The organism is Ottowia flava, from assembly GCF_008017535.1.
GTDB lineage: Bacteria > Pseudomonadota > Gammaproteobacteria > Burkholderiales > Burkholderiaceae_C > Ottowia > Ottowia flava.
Genome location: NZ_VRUA01000009.1, coordinates 92,608 through 118,390 on the forward strand (window position 1 = coordinate 92,608; position 25,783 = coordinate 118,390).

Here is a 25,783-nt window from a genome sequence, read left to right on the forward strand (position 1 = left end):
CCGGCGGTGCGCAGCCAAGGGGTCACTCCAGCTCCACATTCGCGTTGTGGAACACGTCCTGCACGTCGTCCAGGTCTTCCAGCACGTCGAGCAGCTTCTGCATCTTGGCGGCATCGTCGCCGCTCAGGTCGATGGTGTTCTCGGCGCGCATGGTGACTTCGGCGACTTCGGGCGTCAGGCCGGCGGCTTCCAGGGCGTTTTTCACGGCCTCGAACTGTGCCGGGTCGGTCAGCACCTCAATGGCACCTTCCTCATCGGCGATGACGTCGTCGGCGCCCGCTTCCAGGGCGACTTCCATCACCTTGTCTTCGCTGGTGCCAGGCGCAAAGATCAGCTGGCCGACGTGCTTGAACTGGAAGGCCACCGAGCCTTCGGTGCCCATGTTGCCGCCGTACTTGCTGAAGGCGTGGCGCACTTCGGCCACGGTGCGCACGCGGTTGTCGGTCATCGTGTCGATGATGATGGCCGCGCCGCCGATGCCGTAGCCCTCGTAGCGGATTTCCTCGTAGCTCACGCCTTCGAGGTTGCCCGTGGCCTTGTCGATGTTGCGCTTGACGGTGTCGGCGGGCATGTTGGCCGCCTTGGCCTTTTCGATCGCCAGCCGCAGACGCGGGTTGGCGTTCGGGTCGCCCCCGCCGGTGCGCGCGGCCACCATGATTTCACGCACCACGCGCGTCCAGACGCGCTGACGTTTTTCGTCCTGGCGGCCCTTGCGGTGCTGGATATTGGCCCATTTGCTGTGTCCGGCCATGAAATTCTGCTTCCTGAAGTGCTTGGGATAATGCGGCGATTTTACTTTTGACGCACCGCCATGGCCGAACCCCTGCTTATCGCCCAGCACGGCGACATCCAAACCTTCATCCTGCCGGGCCTGGCCAACCGCCACGGCCTCATCACCGGCGCCACCGGCACGGGCAAAACCGTCACGCTGCAGAAGATCGCTGAATCGTTCAGTGCGATCGGCGTGCCGGTCTTCATGTCCGACGTGAAGGGCGACCTGACCGGCATCAGCCAGACCGGCACCATCAGCGGCAAGATGGCCGACATCCTGAAGGAGCGCGGCCTGCCCGCGCCCGCGCCCATGGCCTGCCCCGTCACGCTGTGGGACGTGTTTGGCGAGCAGGGCCACCCGGTGCGCGCCACCATTTCCGACATGGGCCCGCTGCTGCTGGCGCGCATGCTCGACCTGAACGAAACCCAGTCGGGCGTGCTGAACCTGGTGTTCAAGATCGCCGACGACAACGGCCTGCTGCTGCTCGATCTGAAGGACTTGCGCAGCATGCTGACCTTCGTGGCCGACAACGCCAAGCAGTTCACCACCCAGTACGGCAACGTCAGCAGCGCCAGCGTGGGCGCCATCCAGCGCGGCCTGCTCACGCTGGAAAGCCAGGGCGGCGACAAGTTCTTCGGCGAGCCCATGCTCAACATCGAGGACATGATGCAGACCGTGGGCGGCAAGGGCGTGGTCAACATCCTGTCGGCCGACAAGCTGATGACCTCGCCGCGGCTCTATGCCACCTTCCTGCTGTGGCTGCTGTCCGACCTGTTCGAGCGCCTGCCCGAGATCGGCGACCCCGACAAGCCCAAGTTCCTGTTCTTCTTTGACGAAGCGCACCTGCTCTTCAACGACGCGCCCAAGGCGCTCTTGGAGCGCATCGAACTGGTGGTGCGCCTGGTGCGCTCCAAGGGCGTGGGCGTGTTCTTCGTCACGCAAAACCCGATCGACGTGCCCGACACCGTGCTGGCGCAGTTGGGCAACCGCGTGCAGCACGCGCTGCGCGCCTTCACCGCGCGCGACCAGAAGGCGGTCAAGGCGACGGCCGAAACCATGCGCGGCAACCCCGACCTGAACATCGAGCAGGCCATCACCGAGCTGGGCACCGGCGAGGCGCTGGTCAGCTTCCTGGATGAAAAAGGCCGCCCGGGCGTGACGCAGCGCGTCTTCGTCATCCCGCCGGGCAGCCAGATCGGCCCGATCAGCGACGCCCAGCGCGCCGAGCTGATCAAGTCGTCCCTCGTGGCCGGCACCTACGAGCAGACGGTCGACCGCGAATCGGCCTACGAGCTGCTGGCCCAGCGCGGCGCCCAGGCCGTGCCCGCCGGCCAACCTGGCGCCCCCGCAGCGCCCGGCGCCACCGGCGCCGCGGGTGCGCCTGCGGCCGACAACGGCGGCTTGTTCGGCGATCTGATGACCATGGGCAAGGAAGCCCTGTTCGGCCGCACCGGCCCGCGCGGCGGCCAGTACGACGGTCTGGTGCAGAACGTGGTCAAGGGTGAGATGCGCCGCATGGGCCGCGAACTGGTGCGCGGTGCGCTGGGCAGCCTGCTGGGCGGCAAGAAGCGCTGAGCTTCAAATTTACAAGAAATCGACCTATCGCCCTACAACCACCTGCGCAACCAGCTACTCAAACAATAGCAAACAAATGCCCGCCCAAGTCCACCACATCACCCACCCGCTGGTGCAGCACAAGCTCACGCTGATGCGCAACAAGGAAGCCAGCAGCACCACCTTCCGCACGCTGCTGGGCGAGCTGGCCATGCTGATGGCCTATGAAGTGACGCGCGACACGCCCACACAGCTGGTCGAGATCGAGACGCCGCTTGAAAAAATGATGAGCCCCATGATTGACGGCAAGAAGCTGGTGTTTGCCAGCATCCTGCGCGCCGGCAACGGCATGCTGGACGGCCTGCTGCGCGTGGTGCCCAGCGCGCGCATCGGCCACGTCGGCCTGTACCGCGACCCGCAGACGCTGCAGGCGGTCGAGTACTTCTACAAGATGCCGGGCGACCTGACCGAGCGCGATGTGATCGCCGTGGACCCGATGCTGGCCACTGGCCATTCGGCCGTTGCTGCGCTGACGCGGCTGAAGGCGGACAAGCCGCGCTCGCTCAAGTTTTTGTGCCTGCTGGCCGCGCCCGAAGGGCTGAAGACGCTGACGGCCGCCCACCCCGATGTGCCGATCTACACCGCCGCGATCGACCGCGAGCTGAACGACCACGGTTACATCCTGCCCGGCCTGGGCGACGCGGGCGACCGGATCTTCGGAACGAAGTAAAGGCGCTGCCCGCGCTCCAAGGCGCGGCAGCACCTGTTCGAACACCGCACGACGTGCGGCACGCTGCGCCGCTGTTCCACTGCTGCGGCGCTTTCATGGACCCTCACGCGGGCAAGCCCACGCCATTCACCCATCGACATGGAATCCGAAGTCAGTCATGTGCTCTGGGCGGGCCTCGCGCTCGGCGCCGCTTTTGGCGCCGCCGCGCAGGTCAGCCGCTTCTGCCTCTTGCGCGGCCTGCGCCAGTCCGTGGGGCGGGACGACGCCCAGCGCGACGGCTCACCGGCGCTGCAGGCCTTCGCTCTCGCCCTGGCGGTAGCGCTGCTGGGCGCGCAGGCGCTGGCGTACCTGGGGCAGATCGACTGGGCGAATGCGCCCGTCGTGCGCGCGCGCTTTTCGGTGACGGCGGTGTTCATCGGCGGCTTGCTGTTCGGCGTGGGCATGGCGCTGGCACGCAGTTGCGGTGCGCGCGCGCTGGTGCTGCTGGGCAGCGGCAACCTGCGCGCACTGGTCACGCTGCTGGGCCTGGCCATTGCCGCGCAGGCGTCGCTCACGGGCGTGCTTGCCCCGCTGCGCAACTGGCTTCAAGGCTGGGGCACGGTGACGCTGACGCACGCCACGCTGCCCGCGCAACTGCAGGCGCAAGGCCTGCCGGCGCCGCTGGCCGTCGGGTTGGCCACGGCCGTGCCCGTGCTCGCCTTGCTGCTGTTCGCCGTGCGCCGCCCGAGCCTGCGGCGCAGCCGGCGCGAGTGGCTGGGCGCGCTGGCGATTGGCGCGCTGGTGGCCGCGGGCTGGTGGATCAGTGCCCACGTCGGCGTCGATCCGTTCGAGCCGATCCCGATGAGCTCGCTCAGCTTCGTCGGCCCGGTGGCCGACGCCCTGCTCTACCTGCAGATGTCGCTGGGGCGCAAGTTCAGCCTGGGCGCGGCCATCGTCGTCGGCACGCTGCTGGGTGCGCTGGTGGCGGCACTGGCCACGCGCACCGCGCGCTGGGAGGGCTTTGACAGCCCATCGCGCCTGGCCGGCTCGATCGTCGGCGGCCTGCTGATGGGGTTTGGCGGCGTGGTCGCTGTGGGCTGCACCATCGGCCAGGCCTTGAGCGGCCTGTCGGCGCTGGCGTTCGCCAGCGTGCCGGCGGTGGCGGGCATTGTGGTGGGTGCGCTGATCACGCTTCGGCTGCGGCCGCGTGGCCTGGGCGCCGGGAAACCGTTGCCGGCCTGAACGCGGCCTTCAGCCGGCGTTGACTCAGCCAATCGCCTGCCGCGCTACACCCCGCCGAAGCGCAGCGAAACGCCCACGGCGACAAACGCCACCGAAATCAGCGTCACCGCCGCCACGTGCCACGCCATCAGCGGCAGCGTCGCCGCCGTCAGGCGCGGAATCACCCGCCGCCGGGCGTGCGTGGCGATCAGCGCCGTCAGCACCAGCAGGCCCAGCTTGAGCGCGATGGCGCGCGCGACCGGTGTTTCGGGCGACAGCCAGGCACCCACACTCGGCACCATCTGCCACGCCATCCAGACGCCGGTGACGACCTGCACCACCAGCGCGGGCATGCCGATGCGCTCGTAGCCCTGCTCAAAGCGCAACAGTTGCTCGGGCGAACGCTCGCGCACCACACGCGGCAGCCAGGCGAGGGCCAGCACCAGATGGCCACCGGTCCAGATGGTGGCCCCCAGAACATGCAGGAAAAGTGCGGTGGCGTACATGGGGCGAAAAGCGCGGGCGGAGTCGAGAGAGGCGCAGCACGTCGCTGCACGCCGCCTGATGCCCTATTTTTCGCCGCCTTGGCCTCCGCCGCCTTGACACGCATCAGGTTTCACAGAAATCCATTACTATCTATTTGATAGCTGGCTGCGCAGATGGTTGTAGGGCTAGAGGCCAAAATCCCTTGAATTTTTGCCAACCTTGGCCCACAGCAGCCCGGCTGCGCGGGCAGCCACAGCCGGCGCGCGTCTCAGGCTTTCGCCATCGCACGGAACGTCTTGCGAAACTTCGCCACCTTGGGTGCGGCCACGGCCATGCAGTAGCCCTGCGTCGGGTTTTTCTCGAAGAAGTCCTGGTGGTAGGCCTCGGCCGGGAAGTAGTGCGTCAGCGGCTCGACCTCGGTCACGATGCTACTGTCGTACAGCTTGTCCTGGCTGGCCTCGCGGATCAGGTCGTTGGCGACGGCCTGCTGCTCGGGCGTGGTGAAGTAAATGCCGCTGCGGTACTGCGTGCCGACATCGTTGCCCTGGCGGTTGAGCTGCGTCGGGTCGTGCACCACAAAGAAGATTTCCAGCAGCTGGCGCGTGCTGATCTGCGCCGGGTCGTACACCAGCTTGGCGACTTCGTTGCAGCCCGTGCGGCCGGTGCACACCTGCTCGTAGGTCGGCGCGGTTTCCTGGCCGTTGCTGTAGCCGCTCTCCACGTCCAGCACGCCGCGCACTTCCTTGAAGACAGCTTCGGTGCACCAGAAGCAGCCGCCGCCGAGCACGAGGGTTTCGGTTTTTTCAGTCATATCGATCTCCTGAGGGGCCATGCTAGCCGCCCTCGGCCACGGTCTGCACCGCGCCCAGGAACAACCCCAGCGCCGGCTGGCCCTGCGCCGGGCGCCACAGGCAGCGCGTTTCGTAGCGCGGCAGCGCGCCGTGCGGGTCGGTCACCGGCACAAACACCGCGCCGGCCAGGCCCGACAGGCGCAGAGCCTCGGGCACCAGCGCCACCGCCAGCCCCTGCGCGACCAGCGAAGTGACGCTCAGCCAGTGGCGCAACTCGTGCAGCGGCTGCGGCGCGAAGCCTGCCGCCTGGCACGCGGCGAGGATGCGCGCGTGGTAGTCGGGCGAGACCTCGCGCGAAACGATGGCCAGCGCCTCGCCCGCCAGCGCCGAAAGCGGCACCGCGCGCTCGGCCGCCAACGCATGGCCGTGGGGCACGCAGGCGACGAAGGGCTGGCTCGAAATCAGCTGTTCGGCCAGGCCTTCGGGCGCGCGCGGCACGTGGGCAAAACCCACGTCCAGCCGCCCGTGCAGCAGCTCGACCAGCTGGTCGCTGGAACTCATCTCGCGCAGCGTGAGCGCCAGGCGCGGGTGCTCGGCCTGAAAGCGCCGCAGCATCTGCGGCAGGCCGCGGTACAGCACCGTACCGGCAAAACCGAGTTGCAGCCGGCCGACCTGCCCGCTGGCAGCGTCGCGCGCGGCGTCCAGCGCCTGCGCTGCCTGGTCCAGCGCGGTTTGCGCGGCCGGCACCAGCGCCCGGCCCGCCGCGGTGAGCTGCACGCCGCGGCTGTTGCGCACGAAGAGCGGCGCCCCGACCTCGGCCTCCAGCTGCTGGATCGCCACCGTCAGCGGCGGCTGGCTGATCGCCAGCCGCTGTGCCGCGCGGCCGAAGTGCAATGCGTCGGCCAGCGCGAGGAAATAGCGCAGGTGGCGGAGCTCCATGAATACTCAATACCTATCAATTTATCGTTATTCGATATTAGACAGCTATTCATGCCCGCGTCACAATCCCACCATCGCGACCCGACAACACCCAGGAGACCGGACATGAAAGCCAAAGCCACTTTCAATTGGGCAGACCCCTTCCTGCTGACCGAACAGCTCACCGACGACGAGCGTCAGGTGCAGGAAGCGGCCCGCGCCTACTGCCAGGAAAAGCTGCTGCCGCGCGTGCAGATGGCCTTCCGCAATGAAACGACCGACGCCAGCATCTTCCGCGAGATGGGCGAGCTGGGCCTGCTGGGCGCCACCATCCCCGAGCAGTACGGCGGTGCCGGCCTGAATTACGTGTGCTATGGCCTAGTGGCGCGCGAGGTCGAGCGCGTCGATTCCGGCTACCGTAGCATGATGAGCGTGCAAAGCTCGCTGGTGATGGTGCCGATCAACGAATTCGGCACCGAAGCGCAAAAGCAGAAATACCTGCCCAAGCTGGCCAGCGGCGAGTGGATCGGCTGCTTTGGCTTGACCGAGCCGAACCACGGCTCCGACCCCGGCAGCATGATCACGCGGGCCAAAAAGGTCGACGGCGGCTACAGCTTGAGTGGCGCCAAGATGTGGATCACCAACAGCCCGATCGCCGACGTGTTCGTGGTCTGGGCCAAGGACGACGGCGGCCAGATCCGCGGCTTCATCCTCGAAAAGGGCTGGAAAGGCCTGACGGCCCCGGCCGTGCACGGCAAGGTCGGCCTGCGCGCCAGCATCACGGGCGAAATCGTCATGGACGAGGTGTTCTGCCCCGAAGAAAACGCCTTCCCGGACGTGCGCGGCCTCAAGGGCCCGTTCACCTGCCTGAACAGCGCGCGCTACGGCATTGCCTGGGGCGCCATGGGCGCCGCCGAAGACTGTTTCCACCGCGCCCGCCAGTACGTGTTGGACCGCAACCAGTTCGGCCGCCCGCTGGCCGCCAACCAGCTCATCCAGAAAAAGCTGGCCGACATGCTGACCGACATCGGCCTGGGCCTTCAGGGCGTGCTGCGTCTGGGCCGCATGAAGGACGAGGGCGTCGCCCCGGTCGAGTTGACCTCGGTGCTCAAGCGCAACAACTGCGGCAAGGCGCTGGACATCGCCCGCGTGGCGCGCGACATGATGGGCGGCAACGGCATCAGCGACGAGTTCGGCGTGGCCCGCCATCTGGTGAACCTGGAGGTGGTCAACACCTATGAGGGCACGCACGACGTGCACGCGCTGATCATGGGCCGCGCGATCACGGGGATTGCGGCGTTCGCGAACTGATCACCCGCCGCGCGGCGACTTGAAGGGCGGCGCCCCAGCCCCCAGCTGAAGGCCTGCGCCACGTGCGCGGGCCTTTTGTTTTCTGGCCACCGGGTGGCCCTTGGCTATGGCGCATGATCAGGGGTTTGAACGGCGGCCATCGCCCCCGGCCATCAGCGCTTCTATAACGACCCATGAAAATCTTCCGCGGCCTGCGCCACCCCGGTATGGCACCGGGCTGCGCCCTGACCATCGGCAACTTCGACGGCGTGCACCGTGGCCACCAGGCCATGCTGGCGCTGCTGAAGAACGAGGCTGCGCACCGCGGCGTGCCCAGTTGCGTGATGACATTCGAGCCGCACCCGCGCGACTATTTCGCCGCCGTCACCGGCAAGCCTGATTTGGCGCCGCCGCGCATCACCACCTTCCGCGACAAACTGGCCGAGTTGGCGCGCTGCGGCGTGGACCAGGCGATCGTGCTGCCGTTCAACGCCGAATTGGCCAGCCAGCCGCCGCAGGCCTTCATTGACGACGTGCTGGTCGGCGGCCTGGGCGTGCGCTACGTGCTGGTGGGCGACGATTTCCGCTTTGGCGCCAAGCGCGCGGGCGACTACGCGATGCTGGACGCCGCCGGCACGCAGTTGGGTTTTGACGTGGCGCGTATGCAGAGTTACGAAGTGCACGGCCTGCGCGTGTCCAGCTCGGCGGTGCGCGAGGCGCTGGACCAGGGCCGGCTCCAGGACGCCGCCGCCCTGCTGGGCCGCCCCTACAGCATCAGCGGCCACGTGGTGCACGGGCGCAAGCTGGGCCGCGCGCTGGCCGAGAGCGTGCCGGGCGCGGCAGATGGCTTTCGCACACTCAACCTGCGCTTTTCGCGCCGCGCCCACGCCTGGAAACCCGCCGCCAGCGGCATCTTCGTGGTCGAAGTCCACGGCCTGGCCGATCGGCCACTGCCGGGCGTCGCCAACCTGGGCGTGCGCCCGTCGCTGGACCCGACCGACGTGAACGGCGGCCGCGTGCTGCTGGAAACCCATTGCCTCGACTGGCCCGCGCACCTGGGGCCGGAAGGGGCCTACGGTAAAATCATCCGCGTGGATCTGCTGCACAAATTGCACGACGAGTTGCGCTATCACAGCCTCGCGGCGCTGACCGAAGGCATAGCGCGCGATCGCGACGACGCGCGCGCCTGGCTCGCCAGCCGTTCGGCACGAATTTGAAGGGGCGGCGGGCGCCCCTTGCCGACGCGCCAACGCCAGTTGCCCCACTCCCGATTTCATAGCTGCCTGCGCAGGTGCAGCCTGCGCCAGCGGCCAATTTGATTCAAATTTTCCGTTGCCGACACCATGAGCCAGGACAAGACCGATTACCGCAGCACGCTCAACCTGCCCGATACGCCCTTCCCGATGCGCGGCGACTTGCCCAAGCGCGAGCCCGGCTGGGTGCAGGAATGGGATGAAAAAGGCCTGTACAAGCGCCTGCGCGATGCCCGCCACGGGCGCGAGAAATTCATCCTGCACGACGGCCCGCCCTACGCCAACGGCACGCTGCACGCGGGCCATGCGGTCAACAAGATCCTGAAGGACATGATCGTCAAGGCGCGCCAGCTCAAGGGCCTGGACGCGCACTATGTGCCGGGCTGGGACTGCCACGGTCTGCCGATCGAAAACCAGATCGAAAAGCTGTACGGCCGCAACCTGAGCCGCGACGAGATGCAGGCCAAGGGCCGCGCCTACGCCACCGAGCAGATCGCCGCGCAGATGAAGGACTTCAAGCGCCTGGGCGTGCTGGGCGAATGGGACAACCCCTACAAGACGATGAACTTCGCCAACGAGGCGGGTGAGCTGCGTCTGTTCAAGCGCCTGATCGAGCGCGGTTTTGTCTACCGCGGCCTCAAGCCCGTGTACTGGTGCTTCGACTGCGGATCGGCCCTGGCCGAGGCCGAGATCGAATACCAGGACAAGAAGAGCAACACCGTCGATGTCGCCTTCGAGGCGGCCGAGCCCGAGAAGCTGGCCGCCGCCTTTGGCCTGCCCAAGCTGGACAAACCCGCCTTTGTGGTGATCTGGACCACCACCGCGTGGACCATCCCCGCCAACCAGGCCCTGAACATGGGCCCGGACATCGAGTACGCGCTGGTCGATACGCCCAAGGGATTGCTCGTGCTGGCCAAGGCGCGCGTGGAAGACAGCCTGAAGCGCTTTGGCCTGGAAGGCACCGTGCTCGCCACCACCACCGGCGACAAGCTGGGCGGCCTGAACTTCAAGCACCCGCTGTACGACGTGCATGAAGGGTATCGCCGCCTGGCGCCCGTCTACCTGGCCGATTACGCCACCGACACCGACGGTACCGGTATCGTCCACTCGTCGCCCGCCTACGGTATCGAAGACTTCAACTCGTGCGTGTCGCACGGGCTGGCGCACGCCGACATCCTGAACCCGGTCCAGGGCGGGGGCAGCTACGCCGACGACTTCCCGCTGTTCGGCGGCATGAACATCTGGAAGGCCGTGCCCGAGATCGTCAAGACGCTCGACAACGCCGGTCGCCTGCTGGCCACCAGCACCATCACGCACAGCTACCCGCACTGCTGGCGCCACAAGTCGCCGGTGATCTATCGCGCCGCGTCGCAGTGGTTCGTGCGCATGGACGATGGCGAAGGCGTGTTCACCAAGGACAAGGCGCCCGAAAGCCTGCGCAGCACGGCGCTGCGCGCCATCGAAGACACCGCCTTCTACCCGCCTTCCGGCAAGGCGCGCCTGCGCGACATGATCGCCGGGCGCCCGGACTGGGTCATCAGCCGCCAGCGCGCCTGGGGCGTGCCGATCGCCTTCTTCCTGCACAAGGAAACCGACGAGCTGCACCCGCGCACGCTGGAGATCCTGGACCAGGCCGCCGACATCATCGAGCAAGGCGGCATCGAGGCCTGGAGCCGCGTGACGGCCGAAGAAATCCTGGGCGACGAGGACGCGCAGCACTACCGCAAGTTCAACGACATCCTCGAGGTGTGGTTCGATTCCGGCTCGACTTTCTTCCACGTGCTGTGCGGCACGCACCCCAACGAGCACCACACGGACGGACCCGAGGCCGACATGTACCTCGAAGGGCACGACCAGCACCGCGGCTGGTTCCACTCGTCGCTGCTGCTGGCCAGCGCCATCCGCGGCCGCGCGCCCTACCGCAGCCTGCTGACGCACGGGTTCACCGTCGACGCGCAGGGCCGCAAGATGAGCAAGTCGCTCGGCAACGGCATCGACCTGCAGGAAGCCAACAAGAAATGGGGCGCCGAGCTGCTGCGCCTGTGGACGGCTTCCAGCGACTATTCCGGCGACATCGCGGGCGACGACAAGATCATGGCCCGCGTGATCGACACCTACCGCCGCATCCGCAACACGCTGCGCTTTCTGCTGGCCAACACCAGCGACTTCGACCCCGCCAAAGACGCCGTGTCGGCCAGCGAGATGCTGGAGATCGACCGCTGGGCGCTCGCCCGCGCGGCCGAATTCCAGCGCGAGGTGCTGGCGCACTTCGAGGTGTACGAATTCCACCCGGTGGTCGCCAAGCTGGCGCTGTTCAGCTCGGAAGACCTGGGCGGCTTCTACCTCGACGTGCTCAAGGACCGGCTCTACACCACGGCGCCGGGCAGCCTGGCCCGCCGCAGCGCCCAGACCGCCCTGTGGAACCTGACGCACGCCATGCTGCGCTGGATGGCGCCCTTCCTCAGCTTCACGGCCGAAGAGGCCTGGAAGCTGTTCGGCACCAGCGACTCGATCTTCTTCGAGGAGTTCTGGAAGCTGCCCGAGCCAGACACCGCGCTGCTGGCCAAATGGGCCCGCATCCGCGAACTGCGCGAGGTGGTCAACAAGGAAATCGAAACGCTGCGCGAGCAGGGACAGGTCGGCTCATCGCTGCAAGCCAAGGTCACGCTGACGGTGCCGCCGGAAGACCACGCGCTGCTGGCCAGCCTGGGCGACGATTTGAAGTTCGTGTTCATCACTTCCGCTATCGACTTGGTAGCTGGCAGCGCGCTCCAGGTCAGCGCCACAGCCTCTTCGAGCCCGAAGTGCGAACGCTGCTGGCACTACCGCGACGACGTCGGCGCCGACGCGGCCCACCCCACCTTGTGCGGCCGCTGCGTGAGCAACCTGTACGGCGCGGGCGAATCCCGCACGGTGGCGTGAGTAGGAAACACCCCCCTCAGTCGCCTGACGGCGCCTTCCCCCCTCTGCTTCGCGAGGGGGGACAACGCCGACGCCCGGCGCAGGTCCGGGCGTGGCGTTCGCTGGTGTGGGCGCCGCGCGTGCACATCGGTCGACAGGTGTTCTGCAACACGACAAACGCGCTTTGCGGCGCAGGAAACTGAGATGGCGAGTTCGCGTTCTTCCGGCCGTTCGATGGCCATCTGGTTGGCGCTGGCGGCGCTGGTGGTGTTGGCGGACCAGTTCACCAAGCAGTTGATCCTGGGGCATTACCGGCTGGGCGACAGCACCTACGTCACTAGCTTTTTCAACGTCGTGCGGGCGCACAACACGGGCGCGGCGTTCTCGTTCCTGGCTGGCGCGGGCGGGTGGCAGCGCTGGTTCTTCATCGCGCTGGCGCTGGCGGCGGTGGGCTTCATCGTGTGGCTGCTGCGCTCGCACGCGGGGCAGAAACTGTTCGCGTTCAGCCTGAGCATGATCCTGGGCGGCGCGGTGGGCAACGTGCTTGACCGCATGATGCACGGCTACGTGGTGGACTTTCTGGACTTCCACTGGGATTTCCTCGGTGGCATCTTCCGCGGCGGCCACTTCCCGGCGTTCAACGTGGCGGACGCCGCCATCACGGCGGGTGCCATCGGCCTGATCCTGGACGAGATACTGCGCGTGCGGCGCACGCGCTGACATTCGCGCGGGCGCTTGGATGACAGGCGCGGGGTGCCACCGCCCAACGCCCGGGAGTACATTGGGTTTCCGCGTTCACTCCAGGGAGCCCTCCATGCCGCGCCTGCCCGCCACCGACCTCGCCGCTGGTATGGCCCGCAACTGGTGGGTGCTGCTGCTGCGCGGCATCGTCGCCATCGTGTTCGCGGTGCTGACCTGGATGCAGCCCGCAATTTCTCTGGCGGCGCTGGTGCTGGTGTTCGGCATCTACGTGCTGGCGGACGGCATTCTGGGCATCTGGGCCGCGTTTTCCGGTCGTCAGGAACACCGCCATTGGTGGGTGCTGCTGCTGTGGGGCCTGGTCAGCGTGGCCGTTGGCGTGCTGACCTTCATCAACCCCGGCATCACCGGCCTGGTGCTGCTGATGTACATCGCCGCCTGGGCCGTCATCACGGGCGTGCTGCAGATCGTGGCGGCGATCCGGCTGCGCAAGGAAATCCAGGGCGAATGGCTGATGGGCCTGAGCGGCTTGCTGTCGATCGTGTTCGGCGGCTTGTTGGTCGCGCGGCCGGGCGCCGGTGCGCTGGCCGTGGCCTGGATCATTGCCGCCTACGCCTTCATCTTTGGCGTGCTGCTGGTCATGCTGGCCTTCAAGGTGCGCAAGCTGAACGGCTGACCGGCTGGCCTGCCGGGGCCTCGGCTACCGCTTCACCGAGCCCCTCTTACTATCAATACAGTAGCTGGCTGCGCAATCTGCTGTAAGGCTGGAGGCCGATCTGGCTTGAAAATGCCGCATCAGCCAACAGCCCATGGCACGCGCCGGTCAGGGCAGGAGAATGGTCGAGCCGGTGGTCTTGCGCGCCTCCAGCAGGCGGTGCGCGCCCTGCACATCGGCCAGCGGAAAGCGCTGCTCGATGTGGATCTTGACCTTGCCGCTTTGCACCACCTGGAACAAATCGTCCGCCATGGCCTGGCAGTTCTCGCGCGTAGCAATGTGGGTGAACAGCGTGGCGCGCGTCACGTACAGGCTCTTGGGCGCCAGCACCGCGGGCGCGAACGGCGGCACCGGGCCGCTGGCGTTGCCAAAGCTGGCCATCAGACCGAACGGGCGCAGGCATTCCAGCGAGCCGGCCCAGGTGTCCTTGCCGACCGAGTCGTACACCACCTTCACGCCCTGGCCGCCGGTGATGTCCTTCACGCGCGCCACGAAGTCTTCGGTGCGGTAGTTGATGGCGTGGGCCGCGCCATTGGCCAGAGCCAGCTGGCATTTCTCGTCCGAGCCGGCCGTGGCAATCAATTCGTAGCCCAACGCCTTGGCCCACTGGCAGGCGATCAGGCCGACACCGCCCGCGGCCGCGTGCCACAGTATCTGGTCGCCCGCTTGCAGGCCACCCACCGGCAGCGTGCGGCGCAGCAGGTACTGCGCGGTCAAGCCCTTGAGCATCATGCCGGCGGCGGTGTCAAAGCCGATGTCTTCAGGGAGCTTGCACACCGCCAGCGCGGGCATGACGCGCGCCTCGCTGTAGCTGCCGGGCGGGTTGCTGGCGTAGGCCGCGCGGTCGCCCACCTTCAGGTGCGTGACGCCCTCGCCCACGGCTTCGACCACGCCGGCACCTTCCATGCCCAGCGTCAGCGGCATCGGGAACGGGTACAGCCCCGTGCGCTGGTACACGTCGATGTAGTTCAGGCCGATGGCTTCGTGGCGGATGCGGATCTGGCCGGGGCCGGGCTCGCCCACGGGCAGGTCCACCAGCTTCATGGCTTCGGGGCCACCGGGTTGATCGATCTGGACGGTCAGGGCCATGCGTTATTTCCTCAGGAATGGATGGGGACAGAACCGCCGATGTTGCCACGCCTGCGATGGGCGCGTGGCCATCGTGGCACCATTGGCGTCACGCATGTCTTCATCCCGCCTGACCCCTGCGGCCGCCGCGCTGCTGACCATTCCGCCCTTTCTGTGGGCCGCCAACGCCGTCGTCGGCCGCGTCGCGGTGGACCTGATTTCGCCGGTCACGCTCAACTTCTTTCGCTGGGCGCTGGCCTTTCTCATCTTGCTGCCGCTGGGCGGCTGGGTGCTGCGAAGCGGAAGTGGGATATGGACGCACTGGCGGCGCTTTGCCTTGCTGGGTCTGCTGGGCGTGGGCCTGTACAACGCGCTGCAGTACCTGGCGCTGCAGACCTCCACGCCGCTGAACGTGACGCTGGTGGCGTCGAGCATGCCGCTGTGGATGCTGGCCATCGGCCGCCTGTTCTTTCAGGCGCCGGTGTCGCGCCAACAGCTTGCCGGCGTGGCGCTGTCCATCGCCGGTGTGGCGCTGGTGCTGGCGCGGGGCGATCTGGCCCAACTGGCGCGCCTGCGCCTGGTGCCGGGCGATCTGTACATGCTGGCCGCGTCGATCTGCTGGGCCTGGTATTCATGGCTGCTGTCGCGCCGGGCCGAACCCGACGGCATCCGCGCCGACTGGGCCGCCTTTTTGCTCGCGCAGATGGTGTACGGCCTGGCGTGGTCGGGCGCGCTGGCCGGGGGCGAATGGGCGCTGGGTAGCGGGCGCTTGTACTGGGGCTGGCCGCTGGCGGCAATCCTGGCCTTTGTTGCCATCGGCCCCGCGGTCATCGCCTACCGCTGCTGGGGCATGGGCGTGCAGCGCGCCGGGCCCGCGGTGGCGGGCTTTTTCTCCAACCTCACGCCGGTGTTCGCCGCCATCATGTCGACGCTGTTCCTGGGCGAATCGCCGCGCTGGTACCACGCCATCGCCTTCGCGCTGATCGTGGCGGGCATCGTGGTGTCGTCGCGGCGCTGAAGTTGACGGTCGCGGCCTACAGCGGGCAACGCCGCGACTTCGTAGACTCGGCGGTTTGTGCCATCCCACGGAGACCCTCATGGCGTTGAACCTGAGCGAAGACGAACTGCAACTGCTGGCCGCCCTGCCCCAATCCATCGGTTCGGCCGTGGCCTTTGCCGGGCGCAGCGGGCTGTTCGGCACCGGCAAGGAGATGTTTGCCTCCGGCCAGGCGCTGATGTCGGGTGTGAAGAACTACCCCGACAACGAGTTGATCCAGGCCATCGTGCCGGACCCTTCTGCCGCCGATAAGAGTGCCGAGCTGGACCAGGCCCGCAAGACGCGCGACTGGGCCATGGCCCGCATGAAGGACAAGCAGATCACCTCCGCCGAGAAGCTGACCGCGCAGACGCTGGAAGACGCGCGTGAAGCCGCTCAGTTGCTGAACAGCAAGGTCGACCCGGCGCAGGCCGCGCAGTACCGCGAATGGGCGCTGGGCGTGGCCGAGAAAGTGGCGATGGCGTCGACCGAAGGCGGTTTTCTGGGCTTTGGCGGCACGCGGCTGAGCGATGCGGAAAAGTCGCTGATCGAGCAGATCCGCCAGGCCCTGGGCGCCTGACACGGCGGCCCGCGCCACGCCATCCGGCGCGGTGCCGCCAAAATCCCATCAGTAGGTGCCCGGGTAGGCGCCGCCGTCCAGCAGGATGTTCTGGCCGGTGAGGTAGCTGGCCTGCTGGCTGCACAGGAAGGCGCACACGGCGCCGAATTCGGCCGCGGTGCCGAAGCGCTTGGCCGGGATCTGGCCGGCCTGCAGGGCGCGGATTTCGTCGATCGACTTGCCCGTCTTCTTGGCCGCGCCGACCATGGTGCCGGCGAGGCGGTCGGTGTCGAACTTGCCGGGCAGCAGGTTGTTGATGGTCACGCCCTTGGCCGCGATCTCCGGGTTGCGCGCCACGCCGGCGACGAAGCCGGTCAGCCCCGAACGCGCGCCGTTGGACAGGCCCAGGATGTCAATGGGCGCCTTCACCGCGCTGGACGTGATGTTGACGATGCGCCCAAAGCCGCGCGCGATCATGCCGTCGATGGTGGTCTTGATCAGATCGATCGGCGTCAGCATGTTGGCGTCCACCGCCTTGATCCAGTCGTCGCGGCTCCAGTCGCGGAACGCGCCGGGCGGCGGCCCACCGGCGTTGGTCACCACGATGTCGAAGTCGGCGTGGTGTGCGAACACCACAGCGCGGCCTTCGGCCGTGGTGATGTCCACGGCCACCATCTGCACCTGCACCTTGGGGTGCGCGGCCTGAATCTCGGCCGTGGTCTTGGCCAGCGCCTCGGCGCCGCGCGCGACCAGCACCACGTTCACGCCTTCGGCCGCCAGCGCTTCGGCGCAGCCGCGCCCCAAACCCTTGCTGGCGCCGCCGACCAACGCCCATTTGCCTGCAATACCCAAGTCCATGCTTGTCGTCCTTTCGTGATGGGAAGTCCGCGGCCGCTGGTGCCGCATGAAGCGATCATGCATCAAATTGATCGCCAGCGCATGGCACATCTGCGCAGACAGCTTCTCTTTTTGTAGCAATGTTAGCGAACTGCCCGCCCGGCGCGGGTGAACAGGTAGATGCCCGCCACCACCAGCGCGGTGCCTGCGACCAGCCAGGGCGTGAAGGGTTCGTCCAGCACCACGATGCCCATGCCGATGGTCGCCAGAGGCCCCACGATGCCGACCTGCGCGGCCATGGCGGGCCCGATGCGCTCGACGGCCATCATCACCATCAGCACCGGCGCCGCGGTGCACAGCGTGCCATTGATCAGCGACAGCCACAACACCTCGGGCGCCACCTGCGCGGCCGACAACGGGCGCAGCAGCAGAAACTGTGCGATGCAGAACAGGCAGGCCACGCCGGTGGCCCAGCCGCCCAGGCGCAGCGCGCCGATGCGCTGCACCAATTCACCGCTGAAGAACAGGTAGACCGAATAGCTGGCCGTCGACAGAAACACCAGCAAGGCACCCCAGGCCGTGGCGCTGCTGGGCACCAGCCGCAGCTCCAGCCCGAACACCAGCAGCGCGCCCGCGTAACTCACGGCCATGGCGAGCAGCTGGGCGCGTGCTACGCGGCGCCCCTTGACCGCCCAGTTCAGCAGCAGCACCAGCGTCGGGCCCAGGTACAGGATCAAGCGCTCCAGACTGGCGCTGATGTACTGCAGGCCGGCGAAATCGAGCATGCTGGACAGGTAGTAGCCAGAAAAGCCGAGCCCCACCACACCGAGCCAGTCCTGCCCCGTCAATGGCGGCTTGCCCCGTCCGGCCCACCAGGCCATGCCAAGGAAGAAGGGCAGTGCAAACACCATGCGGTACATGATCAGCGTGACCGCATCCACGCCGTAGCGGTAGGCCAGCTTGACGATGATCGCCTTGCCGCTGAACGCGATGGCGCCTGCGGCTGCCAGGGCGACGCCGATTGCTACTCTATTGCTAGCTGTTTGCGCAATATCCACCTGCGCTACCGTCGTATTTGACGTCAAACCTGTTGCCAACCTTCCAGCTTTCCGGAGCGAAGTCAGTACCCCGCCACCTGACCGTCGCGGCGCGGGTCGCTGGCGCCGACGTAGCCCGCGGTGTAGGGGACGCCCAGACGCCAGATGAACTGGCCAGCACCGAAGTCCTGGTACACATCGTTGGTGGCGGCGATCTGGTGGCCGCGCGCACGCAGGCCCTCGGCCACGGCGGCGGGCGCGGTGGGCTCCAGGTTAATGCTGAGCCCGGGGTTCACACGCCAGCGCGGCGCGTCGCAGGCGGCCTGGGGATTCTGGTCGAAGTCGACCATGCGCACCAGCGTCTGCACGTGGCCCTGCGGCTGCATGTGCGCACCCATGACGCCAAAGCTCATCACCGGCTGACCGGCGCGGGTCACGAATGCGGGAATGATCGTGTGAAACGCCCGCTTGCCTGGCGCCACCTCGTTCGGACTGCCGGGTTGCAGGCTGAAGCCGTGACCGCGGTTCTGCAGGCTGATGCCGAACTCCGGCTCGACGCAGCCCGAGCCAAAGCCGAGGTAGTTGCTCTGGATGAAGCTGACCATCATGCCGCTATCGTCCGCGGTCGTCAGATAGATCGTGCCGCCAGACGGCTGCAGGCCAGGGCCGAAATCCTGCGCACGGTGCATGTCGATCAGTCTCGCACGGCTTTGGAGGTACGAGGCATCCAGCATTTGCGTAGCCGTCACCGCCATCGACGAAGGCTCGGCGACATGGCGGTACACGTCGGCAAAGGCGAGCTTCATCGCCTCGATCTGCACGTGGTACGCGGCGGCGGTATCGAGCCCCAACGCCCGCACGTCGAAATGCGCCAGCATGCCCAGCGCCATCAACGCGGCGATGCCCTGGGTGCTCGGGCCGATCTCGTGCAGCGTGTAGCCACGGTAGTCCATGGCCAGCGGCTCGACCCACTCCGGCTGGTAGGCCGCTAGGTCGGAGTGGCGCAAGGCCCCACCCTGGGCTGCGATAAAGCGCTCAATGGCTTGCGCGACCTCGCCCTCGTAAAAAGCCTTGCCGTCGGTCTCCCCGATCAGCCGCAAAGCACGCGCCGCCTGCGGGATCCGAAACAGCTCGCCAACCTTGGGTACGCGCCCGCCGGGCATGAAGGCCTGGCTGAAGCCCGGCTGACTCCCCAATTCGGCCGCGGCGGCAGCCCATTTCTGCTGGACGATCACCGGTACGCCATAGCCCCGCTCTGCGATTTCGGCAGCAGGCGCCAGCGCCTGGCTCAGTGCCAGGCGACCAAAGCGCTGGCTCAGCGCCGCCCAGCCACCGATCGCGCCCGGCACGGTCACGCTGTCGATGCCGCGCAACGGCGGGGCAGCCGCTGCCGAACCGTACTTCTTGACGAAATAGCGGCGATCCCAAGCCATTGGTGCGGGTCCCGCGGCGTTCAGCCCGTGCAGACGCTGTCCGTCCCAAAGGATGCAGAAAGCGTCGCTGCCCAGCCCGTTGCCTGTGGGTTCGCACAGCGCCATGGCCGCGGCGGTCGCGATGGCCGCATCGACCGCATTGCCCCCTTGCTGAAGAATGCGCAGACCCGCCTGCGCCGCCAGTGGCTGCGACGTCGCCACCAGGTTGCGCGCAAACACAGGCAGACGCGCACTCGGGTACGGATGGGTGTAGCTGAACATGGGTTTCCCAGAATCGAAAGTCAAAGCTCGCCGTGGTCGCCATTGGCGCGCTCAGCGTGTCCGGCGATGCGATGGTGCAGGCGCCGCAGCGACCACCACACCGCCAACACCACCAGGGGCACCGCCACCGCGATGCTCGCCTCCACGCTGAAGGGCCAGCCGAGCTTCTGCGCGCCCTTGAGCACATAGCCCAGCAGGCCGAGCACGTAATAGGAGATCGCCGCCACCGACAGCCCTTCGACGGTGGACTGCAGCTTGAGCTGCAGGTCCTGCCGCCGCGTCATGCCGGCCAGCAAGGCACGGCTGGATTGCTGCTGCTCCACCTCCACGCGGGTGCGAAGCAAGCCACTGATCCGTTCAATGCGTTGAGACAAAGCCGCCTGCCTGCGGTCCGCCGACGCGCAGGTATGCATGGCAGGCATCAGTCGCCGCTGCATGAAGTCGTGCAGCGATTGCATGCCGGGAAGGCGCTGTTCCGAGATGTCGGCCAGGCGCTGCTCGACCAGCGCAAAATACGCCGCACTGGCCGAAAAGCGGGTGTGCGTGGCGGCATAGCGGCTTTCAAGCTGCGCGGCCAGCCGGGTCAGCCGATCAAGCAAGGCCGTTTCATCGGCTGGCGACGCATCGCGCACCAATTGAGCCAGTTCCGCCAGTTCCTTCTCGCCTTGCGACAACCAACTGCCTGACGCGCGCGCGTCCGGCAACCCCATCAGCGCAGCCGCCCGGTAGGTCTCGATGTCCAGCAGGCGCTGCACGAGCCGGCCCAGCCGGCGGGGAGTCACCGGCCCAGGCCCGACCTCACCCAGCAAGACGAGCATGCGGATGCAACCGTCGGCCTGAACACGCATATCGGTATGCAGATCAGAGCTGTGGCTGATCACCGAGGAGCCAGTCACGCTGCCGGGATCAAACAACGCTCGCAAGGCGCCCGATAGGCCGTCACGTGGGCGCGGTACCGCCCAGACGCACAGGCGCGTCACGCAATCCCCTGGCAAGCCGTCCAGCCACTCGCGGGACAAGCCGAGCGCCGGCACCGGCGGTTGGCCGGCCAACAACGCGTCGACTTCGGCCGATGCCATTGGTTGGAAGAAAGTCCAGCACACGAATTCGGTGTGCTGTTCCCAACGCAGCGTGACGCCGTCCAGGTGCACGCGATGAAAATTCGCGTCCGCCGCCATGGGCGGCAGCCCTCGCCCGATCAACAAGGCCTCCAGGTGCTCACGGCTCAGCTCTCGCGCCCTGGCATCTGACCACAGGACGCAGTGCCAGACGCTCAGCGGAGCGTTCAGCGCTTCCGGAGGGCGCGCGTGCAACTCGTCGTGCAGGACTTGCTTCTGAAGGTGCGCGATGGACATGCGGTGCAGCGGGTAGCGGGCGGGCCGAAAGACGCGATTGTCTCTGAGGGCCAGCACACTGCATCAGTGAAAACGGCACCCGAAGGTGCCGTTTTGGTGAAAGCGCCGGAACGCTATTCTTCGACGAAAGCCTCTTCGCGGCTCTTCTTGACCGCCGGCAGCAGCACGATGATGAGCAGCAGCACCGCCAGGCCCAGCAACGTGGCAGACAGCGGGCGCGTGACCAGCACGCTCCAGTCGCCACGCGACAGCAACAAGGCACGCCGCAGGTTCTCTTCCATCATCGGCCCCAGGATGAAGCCCAGCAGCAGCGGGGCCGGCTCCATGCCGAGCTTGATGAAGATGTAACCGATGATGCCGAACCAGCCCACCATCCACACATCCCAGGTGTTGTTGTTGGTCGAGTACACACCGATCGCGCAGAACAGCACGATCGCCGGGAACAACCAGCGGTAGGGCACCGTCAGCAACTTGATCCACAGGCCGATCAGCGGCAGGTTCAGAATGATCAGCATGGCGTTGCCGATCCACATCGAGGCGATCAGGCCCCAGAACAGTTCGGGGTTGCTGGTCATCACCTGCGGGCCAGGCTGGATGTTGTGGATCGTCATCGCACCCACCATCAGCGCCATCACGGCGTTGGGCGGAATGCCCAGCGTGAGCAGTGGGATGAACGAGGTCTGCGAACCGGCGTTATTGGCAGATTCCGGCGAAGCAACGCCACGGATGTTGCCCTTGCCGAAGGGCACCTCACCGGGCTTCAGCTTGGTCTTCTTCTCGATGGTGTACGCCGCAAATGCCGACAGCATCGCACCACCACCCGGCAGGATGCCCAGGGCAGAGCCCAGTGCTGTCCCACGCAGAATGGCGGGCGCCATGTGCTTCCAGTCTTCCTTGGTCGGGTAGATGTGCTCCACCTTGCCGGTGAACACGTCGCGCTGCTCGGAAGGGTTGGACAGGTTGGCGATGATTTCGCCGTAGCCGAACACACCCATAGCAATCACGATGAAGCCAATGCCGTCGGTCAATTCGGGAATATCAAACGAGTAGCGCGCCACTCCTGAGTTGACGTCCGTCCCGATCAAGCCCAGCAGCAGACCCAGCACGATCATGCCGATCGCCTTGATCAGCGAGCCGGAAGCCAGCACAACGGCACCGATCAGGCCCAGAATCATCAGCGAGAAGTACTCGGCCGGGCCGAACTTGAAGGCGACTTCCGTCAGCGGCGCAGCAAAGCCCGCCAGAATCAGGGTGCCGACGCAGCCGGCGATGAACGAGCCGATGCCCGCCGCCGCCAGTGCTGGCCCCGCGCGCCCTTTTCGAGCCATCTGGTAGCCATCGATCACCGTCACCACGGACGACGATTCACCTGGCAGGTTGACCAGAATGGCCGTGGTGGAGCCCCCGTATTGCGCGCCGTAGTAGATGCCAGCCAGCATGATCAGCGCCGCCACCGGAGGCAGCGCGTAGGTGGCGGGCAGCAACATGGCGATGGTCGCCACCGGGCCGACGCCGGGCAACACGCCGATCAGCGTGCCCAACAGGCAGCCAATGAACGCGTACAACAGGTTCTGCATCGTGAAGGCGACGGAGAACCCGAGCGAGAGGTTGTTGATCAAATCCATGGTGTTGGTCCCCTCGCGCTCAACCGGAGATGAAGCTCGGCCAAACCTGGAACTGCAGGTTCAAGCCCCATACGAACGCAAACCAGCTACCCACAGCGAGGATCGTGGCGAGTATCAGCACTTCGACAAACTTGAACTCGCTGCCGCCCAGGGCCGCAAGGAAGACCAGACCGTAGATCGCGGCAATCAACCCCATCGCTGGAATGCCAAGGCTGGGAATGCCGCCCAGCAAAATGCCGAACACGAAGTTGGCCAGGATGATCATGACCAAAGGTTTCCAGGCCCACCGTCCGATCGGCTCGCCGTCGGCCGTCTCTACCACCAGGGCTCGAAACATCACAATGCCCCCGATCACCGCCAGGACAATGCCTAGCAGCAAGGGAAAGTAGCCAGGTCCCATGCGGGCCCCGTCACCGATCGTGTAATTCGTTGCCCCCCAGGCAAAGGCAACGCCGATGCCCATGTACAAGAGGCCAGCGAAAAAGTCTTTCTGACTTTTTATGCGCACGCGTTATCTCCTCAGATGCCGATTTCAGCGGCCATTGTGACGAGCAGATGAACGCGCCCCGATGTGGATTTCACCTACCTCGGATCGGGATTACCCCTATGGCAAGACGCGCTCACTGGCCGAGCGCGGTGCGCACCTGTCGCGCAGGCGACGCGTGCGCTGCTGTCTGATCAAACAAGCGGTGGCGTCGCAGCGATCACTTCTTCCAGCGTGGTGAGGCCTTCCGCGGCGCGCATGGCGCCGGCAAGGCGCAGGGGGCGCATGCCATCGATCACGGCTTGCTTGCGCAGCGGGGCCATGCCGACGTCCGCATGCACCAAGGCGCGAAATGCCTCGGTCACCGAGAGCAGTTCATAGATGCCCATCCGGCCGCGGTAACCAGTCATGCGGCAATCGACGCATCCAACGGGCTTGTAGGGCCGGTAATTGCCGCTGTTGATCTTCCAGGGCTTGACCGCTTCGGCCAGCAACTCGGTCGTGCCACGTTCGTCCGGTTGCTTGCAGGCCGGGCAAAGCGTCCGAACCAGCCGCTGCGCCAGCACCCCGAGGATGGTGGCGTTGAGCAAATAGGCTGGGACACCCAGCTCCATCAATCTCGTCAGCGCAGATGGTGCATCGTTGGTGTGCAACGTGCTGAATACCAGATGACCCGTCAGCGCTGCCTGGACCGCCATCTCGGCCGTTTCAAGGTCACGAATCTCGCCGATCATGATGATGTCAGGGTCTTGCCGCATCAGGGCACGCACGCCTTCGGCGAAACTGAAATCCAGTTGCGGCTGTACCTGGGTCTGGTTCAGCGCCGGGTCGATCTTCTCGATCGGATCCTCAATGGTGCTGACGTTGACCGACTCCGTCGCCACGCGGCGCAAAGTGGAGTACAGCGTCGTCGTCTTGCCTGACCCGGTCGGACCGGTCACCAGAATGATGCCGTGTGGGCGACCGACCAACGCCTCCCACCGCTCGGCATCGTGCGGCGTGAAACCCAGGGCCGACAAATCCTTGACCGCCGTATCGGGGTCAAAGATGCGCATGACGAGCTTCTCGCCAAACGCCGTGGGCAGCGTGGACAACCGCATCTCGAATTCGTCGCCGCTCGGCCCGCGTGTCTTGATGCGACCGTCCTGCGGTCGCCGACGCTCAACCACGTCCATCCGCCCCAGCAGCTTCACGCGGGCGGTGATGGCGTTCATCACGCCCGGTGGCACTTGGTACACGGGGTGCAGCACGCCATCGATGCGAAAACGGATCACGCCCTGGTCACGGCGCGGCTCCAAATGGATGTCGCTGGCGCGCTGATCGAAGGCGTACTGCCAGAGCCAGTCGACGACCTGGATCACGCCCTGATCGTTCGCGTCGAGTTGCTTGCCGGATTTGCCGAGTTCGACCAGTTGCTCGAAGCTGGTGGCACCGGTAGAGCCGCCGCTCTTGAGCGCTGCGCGAACCGACTTCGCGAGCGCAAAGAACTCAGCGGTATAGCGCTTGATCTCGGCAGGATTGGCGACTACGCGCCGCACCTTGCGCCGGACCTGCCGCTCGACTTCCCCAACCCAGTCATCGACAAACGGCTCGCTGGTCGCAATCACCACTTCCCCGGGGCTGACCATGACGGGAAGCACCTTGTGCCGCTCGGCGTAACTGGCGCTCATCACCTCGCCGACCTTGCCCGCATCCACCTTCAGCGGGTCGACGCGCAGATAGTCCAGTCCTGCCCGGCGCGCCAGAAACTGCGTCAGCGCCTCCACATCGAGCGCTTGCCCATCGGCAACGCGCTGAATGCTCACCGCCGCCAGGCGCACCAGCGCGGGCTGTGCGCTTTCGGCCTGCGAGCACCGAGCGATGGTGCGCTCGGCCTCATCGGGCGAGATGACGCCGTCCTCGCGCAACCATTCGACCAAGTGTCGCCACTGGACGGGGCCATGGTACGTCGGCACTGGGGCCAATGGTGCGGGCCGGGTACTGCGCGTCATTTTTCGAGAGCCTTGAAAACCTTGAGCCACTTGAGCGCCGGCAAGCCCCAGCGCGCTTCGATCACGTCGGCCTGCGCCTCCAGGGCAGCGCGCTTGGGGCGCGTCGGTGTGCGTTGCGCCAGCACGACCGCGTTGCCTTCGCGCGTGGGCTTGAACGCCCACACAGCACTTGCGCCAAACACTTCCGCAATGTGGTTCACGCTGCGGTCGAAGCTGGCGGTGCGGCCAAACAGATTGACCGTCATGCAGCCGTCTTCGGTCAGCAAGCGGCGGCAATCGGCGTAGAAATCGGTGCTGTCCAGCACCGGCGCCGCGGCCTCGTCGTCGTACAGGTCGACGGCAAGGGCATCGACAGCGCCAAGCCACTGCGTATCGCGAATCTCGCGCGCCGCATCACCGATGACGACGCGCAAACGCTCATCTTCCGGCGGCAGACGCATCCAGGCGCGGCACACGTCGGCGACGCGCGGATTGATCTCCACTGCCGTGCAGGTCATGCGCAGCTTCTTGTAGCAAAACTTGGTGATGGCACCCGCGCCCAGACCCAACTGCATGGCGTGCCGCCCCGCCACCGACTCCGCCGGCATGAACAGCAGCCAGGCCATCATCCGCTGCACGTATTCAAGGTCAAGATCGAACGGCGCCTTGATGCGCATCGACCCTTGTACCCACTCGGTGCCCAGGTGCAGATAGCGCACCCCGTCGCTCTCGGAAAGATTGACCTCCATCGAGGCCAGTGCGTCAGATTTCACCGTTTCATTATCCCCGCGCGGTTCGCCTCAGACGCA

Annotated in this window: 23 protein-coding genes; 10 read left to right on the forward strand and 13 right to left on the reverse strand. The window is 66.5% G+C overall.

Annotated elements, in window-relative coordinates; all coding sequences use genetic code 11:
• Positions 1-22: 22 nt before the first annotated feature.
• Positions 23-751: a YebC/PmpR family DNA-binding transcriptional regulator gene (locus tag FVQ98_RS10920; RefSeq protein WP_147913472.1), complete on the reverse strand. Its 729-nt coding sequence runs from the start codon at positions 749-751 to the stop codon at positions 23-25.
• Between the two features lie 60 nt (positions 752-811).
• Here FVQ98_RS10920 and FVQ98_RS10925 point away from each other — a divergent pair, with 60 nt between their 5' ends.
• The 3 genes from FVQ98_RS10925 to FVQ98_RS10935 all read left to right on the forward strand — a co-directional run bounded on the left by FVQ98_RS10925 (position 812) and on the right by FVQ98_RS10935 (position 4,277).
• Positions 812-2,347, forward strand: coding sequence for a helicase HerA-like domain-containing protein (locus FVQ98_RS10925; protein WP_147913473.1), 1,536 nt, complete (start codon positions 812-814; stop codon positions 2,345-2,347).
• A 76-nt stretch (positions 2,348-2,423) separates the two neighbouring features.
• Entirely contained in the window at positions 2,424-3,056 is a 633-nt protein-coding gene (upp, locus tag FVQ98_RS10930) for a uracil phosphoribosyltransferase (protein ID WP_147913474.1), read from the forward strand.
• Positions 3,057-3,194: 138 nt separating this feature from the next.
• Positions 3,195-4,277 (forward strand): YeeE/YedE family protein, encoded by a 1,083-nt coding sequence (locus tag FVQ98_RS10935; RefSeq protein ID WP_147913475.1) that lies wholly within the window; start codon positions 3,195-3,197, stop codon positions 4,275-4,277.
• Between the two features lie 44 nt (positions 4,278-4,321).
• Here the strand turns inward: FVQ98_RS10935 and FVQ98_RS10940 are convergent, their stop codons facing one another.
• From FVQ98_RS10940 to FVQ98_RS10950, 3 genes are all read right to left on the reverse strand, one after another.
• Positions 4,322-4,762: a CopD family protein gene (locus tag FVQ98_RS10940; RefSeq protein WP_147913476.1), complete on the reverse strand. Its 441-nt coding sequence runs from the start codon at positions 4,760-4,762 to the stop codon at positions 4,322-4,324.
• A gap of 248 nt (positions 4,763-5,010) precedes the next feature.
• Entirely contained in the window at positions 5,011-5,553 is a 543-nt protein-coding gene (msrA, locus tag FVQ98_RS10945) for a peptide-methionine (S)-S-oxide reductase MsrA (RefSeq protein ID WP_147913477.1), read from the reverse strand.
• 22 nt (positions 5,554-5,575) lie between these two features.
• Positions 5,576-6,472: a LysR family transcriptional regulator gene (locus FVQ98_RS10950; RefSeq protein WP_147913478.1), complete on the reverse strand. Its 897-nt coding sequence runs from the start codon at positions 6,470-6,472 to the stop codon at positions 5,576-5,578.
• 105 nt (positions 6,473-6,577) lie between these two features.
• On the opposite strand from FVQ98_RS10950, the gene FVQ98_RS10955 reads away from it, so the two are divergent.
• The 5 genes from FVQ98_RS10955 to FVQ98_RS10975 all read left to right on the forward strand — a co-directional run bounded on the left by FVQ98_RS10955 (position 6,578) and on the right by FVQ98_RS10975 (position 13,270).
• Entirely contained in the window at positions 6,578-7,762 is a 1,185-nt protein-coding gene (locus FVQ98_RS10955) for an acyl-CoA dehydrogenase (protein ID WP_147913479.1), read from the forward strand.
• 173 nt (positions 7,763-7,935) lie between these two features.
• Positions 7,936-8,958, forward strand: a complete 1,023-nt coding sequence (locus tag FVQ98_RS10960) for a bifunctional riboflavin kinase/FAD synthetase (protein ID WP_147913480.1) — start codon at positions 7,936-7,938, stop codon at positions 8,956-8,958.
• A gap of 126 nt (positions 8,959-9,084) precedes the next feature.
• Positions 9,085-11,916, forward strand: a complete 2,832-nt coding sequence (gene ileS, locus FVQ98_RS10965; protein ID WP_147913481.1) for an isoleucine--tRNA ligase — start codon at positions 9,085-9,087, stop codon at positions 11,914-11,916.
• 183 nt (positions 11,917-12,099) lie between these two features.
• Positions 12,100-12,615, forward strand: a complete 516-nt coding sequence (gene lspA, locus FVQ98_RS10970) for a signal peptidase II (protein ID WP_147913482.1) — start codon at positions 12,100-12,102, stop codon at positions 12,613-12,615.
• 94 nt (positions 12,616-12,709) lie between these two features.
• Positions 12,710-13,270: an HdeD family acid-resistance protein gene (locus FVQ98_RS10975; RefSeq protein ID WP_147913483.1), complete on the forward strand. Its 561-nt coding sequence runs from the start codon at positions 12,710-12,712 to the stop codon at positions 13,268-13,270.
• A 147-nt stretch (positions 13,271-13,417) separates the two neighbouring features.
• Here the strand turns inward: FVQ98_RS10975 and FVQ98_RS10980 are convergent, their stop codons facing one another.
• Complete coding sequence (locus FVQ98_RS10980) at positions 13,418-14,398, reverse strand: quinone oxidoreductase family protein (RefSeq protein ID WP_147913484.1); 981 nt, start codon at positions 14,396-14,398, stop codon at positions 13,418-13,420.
• Between the two features lie 94 nt (positions 14,399-14,492).
• Here FVQ98_RS10980 and FVQ98_RS10985 point away from each other — a divergent pair, with 94 nt between their 5' ends.
• On the forward strand, positions 14,493-15,395 hold the full coding sequence (locus FVQ98_RS10985; RefSeq protein ID WP_147913485.1) for a DMT family transporter: 903 nt from the start codon (positions 14,493-14,495) through the stop codon (positions 15,393-15,395).
• A gap of 79 nt (positions 15,396-15,474) precedes the next feature.
• A complete protein-coding gene (locus FVQ98_RS10990; RefSeq protein ID WP_147913486.1) occupies positions 15,475-15,993 on the forward strand; it encodes a hypothetical protein in 519 nt (172 codons plus the stop codon).
• Positions 15,994-16,041: 48 nt separating this feature from the next.
• On the opposite strand, the gene FVQ98_RS10995 is transcribed toward FVQ98_RS10990, so the two are convergent.
• From FVQ98_RS10995 to FVQ98_RS11030, 8 genes are all read right to left on the reverse strand, one after another.
• Positions 16,042-16,830, reverse strand: coding sequence for an SDR family oxidoreductase (locus FVQ98_RS10995; RefSeq protein WP_147913487.1), 789 nt, complete (start codon positions 16,828-16,830; stop codon positions 16,042-16,044).
• 122 nt (positions 16,831-16,952) lie between these two features.
• Positions 16,953-17,894 carry a DMT family transporter gene (locus FVQ98_RS11000; RefSeq protein ID WP_147913488.1) on the reverse strand — a complete coding sequence of 314 codons (942 nt, stop codon included), beginning with the start codon at positions 17,892-17,894 and terminating at the stop codon, positions 16,953-16,955.
• A 35-nt stretch (positions 17,895-17,929) separates the two neighbouring features.
• Positions 17,930-19,540 carry a gamma-glutamyltransferase family protein gene (locus FVQ98_RS11005; RefSeq protein WP_147913489.1) on the reverse strand — a complete coding sequence of 537 codons (1,611 nt, stop codon included), beginning with the start codon at positions 19,538-19,540 and terminating at the stop codon, positions 17,930-17,932.
• A gap of 20 nt (positions 19,541-19,560) precedes the next feature.
• Entirely contained in the window at positions 19,561-20,895 is a 1,335-nt protein-coding gene (locus FVQ98_RS11010) for a DUF3422 domain-containing protein (protein ID WP_147913490.1), read from the reverse strand.
• Between the two features lie 113 nt (positions 20,896-21,008).
• On the reverse strand, positions 21,009-22,520 hold the full coding sequence (locus tag FVQ98_RS11015; protein WP_147913491.1) for a tripartite tricarboxylate transporter permease: 1,512 nt from the start codon (positions 22,518-22,520) through the stop codon (positions 21,009-21,011).
• Between the two features lie 19 nt (positions 22,521-22,539).
• Entirely contained in the window at positions 22,540-23,028 is a 489-nt protein-coding gene (locus FVQ98_RS11020; RefSeq protein WP_147913492.1) for a tripartite tricarboxylate transporter TctB family protein, read from the reverse strand.
• A 170-nt stretch (positions 23,029-23,198) separates the two neighbouring features.
• The gene (locus FVQ98_RS11025; RefSeq protein WP_147913493.1) at positions 23,199-24,995 is read right to left on the reverse strand and encodes a GspE/PulE family protein; all 1,797 of its coding nucleotides are present in this window, start codon (positions 24,993-24,995) and stop codon (positions 23,199-23,201) included.
• On the reverse strand, positions 24,992-25,723 hold the full coding sequence (locus tag FVQ98_RS11030) for a spermine/spermidine synthase domain-containing protein (RefSeq protein WP_147913530.1): 732 nt from the start codon (positions 25,721-25,723) through the stop codon (positions 24,992-24,994). The genes FVQ98_RS11025 and FVQ98_RS11030 overlap by 4 nt, the downstream gene beginning before the upstream one ends.
• Positions 25,724-25,783 lie beyond the last annotated feature (60 nt).

What these genes read in the sequence shown, in the direction of transcription:
- FVQ98_RS10920 (WP_147913472.1), bottom strand. Translation starts at nt 751, where the DNA reads ATGGCCGGACACAGCAAATGGGCCAATATCCAGCACCGCAAGGGCCGC.
- FVQ98_RS10925 (WP_147913473.1), top strand. Translation starts at nt 812, where the DNA reads ATGGCCGAACCCCTGCTTATCGCCCAGCACGGCGACATCCAAACCTTC.
- upp (WP_147913474.1), top strand. Translation starts at nt 2,424, where the DNA reads ATGCCCGCCCAAGTCCACCACATCACCCACCCGCTGGTGCAGCACAAG.
- FVQ98_RS10935 (WP_147913475.1), top strand. Translation starts at nt 3,195, where the DNA reads ATGGAATCCGAAGTCAGTCATGTGCTCTGGGCGGGCCTCGCGCTCGGC.
- FVQ98_RS10940 (WP_147913476.1), bottom strand. Translation starts at nt 4,762, where the DNA reads ATGTACGCCACCGCACTTTTCCTGCATGTTCTGGGGGCCACCATCTGG.
- msrA (WP_147913477.1), bottom strand. Translation starts at nt 5,553, where the DNA reads ATGACTGAAAAAACCGAAACCCTCGTGCTCGGCGGCGGCTGCTTCTGG.
- FVQ98_RS10950 (WP_147913478.1), bottom strand. Translation starts at nt 6,472, where the DNA reads ATGGAGCTCCGCCACCTGCGCTATTTCCTCGCGCTGGCCGACGCATTG.
- FVQ98_RS10955 (WP_147913479.1), top strand. Translation starts at nt 6,578, where the DNA reads ATGAAAGCCAAAGCCACTTTCAATTGGGCAGACCCCTTCCTGCTGACC.
- FVQ98_RS10960 (WP_147913480.1), top strand. Translation starts at nt 7,936, where the DNA reads ATGAAAATCTTCCGCGGCCTGCGCCACCCCGGTATGGCACCGGGCTGC.
- ileS (WP_147913481.1), top strand. Translation starts at nt 9,085, where the DNA reads ATGAGCCAGGACAAGACCGATTACCGCAGCACGCTCAACCTGCCCGAT.
- lspA (WP_147913482.1), top strand. Translation starts at nt 12,100, where the DNA reads ATGGCGAGTTCGCGTTCTTCCGGCCGTTCGATGGCCATCTGGTTGGCG.
- FVQ98_RS10975 (WP_147913483.1), top strand. Translation starts at nt 12,710, where the DNA reads ATGCCGCGCCTGCCCGCCACCGACCTCGCCGCTGGTATGGCCCGCAAC.
- FVQ98_RS10980 (WP_147913484.1), bottom strand. Translation starts at nt 14,398, where the DNA reads ATGGCCCTGACCGTCCAGATCGATCAACCCGGTGGCCCCGAAGCCATG.
- FVQ98_RS10985 (WP_147913485.1), top strand. Translation starts at nt 14,493, where the DNA reads ATGTCTTCATCCCGCCTGACCCCTGCGGCCGCCGCGCTGCTGACCATT.
- FVQ98_RS10990 (WP_147913486.1), top strand. Translation starts at nt 15,475, where the DNA reads ATGGCGTTGAACCTGAGCGAAGACGAACTGCAACTGCTGGCCGCCCTG.
- FVQ98_RS10995 (WP_147913487.1), bottom strand. Translation starts at nt 16,830, where the DNA reads ATGGACTTGGGTATTGCAGGCAAATGGGCGTTGGTCGGCGGCGCCAGC.
- FVQ98_RS11005 (WP_147913489.1), bottom strand. Translation starts at nt 19,540, where the DNA reads ATGTTCAGCTACACCCATCCGTACCCGAGTGCGCGTCTGCCTGTGTTT.
- FVQ98_RS11010 (WP_147913490.1), bottom strand. Translation starts at nt 20,895, where the DNA reads ATGTCCATCGCGCACCTTCAGAAGCAAGTCCTGCACGACGAGTTGCAC.
- FVQ98_RS11015 (WP_147913491.1), bottom strand. Translation starts at nt 22,520, where the DNA reads ATGGATTTGATCAACAACCTCTCGCTCGGGTTCTCCGTCGCCTTCACG.
- FVQ98_RS11025 (WP_147913493.1), bottom strand. Translation starts at nt 24,995, where the DNA reads ATGACGCGCAGTACCCGGCCCGCACCATTGGCCCCAGTGCCGACGTAC.
- FVQ98_RS11030 (WP_147913530.1), bottom strand. Translation starts at nt 25,723, where the DNA reads ATGGAGGTCAATCTTTCCGAGAGCGACGGGGTGCGCTATCTGCACCTG.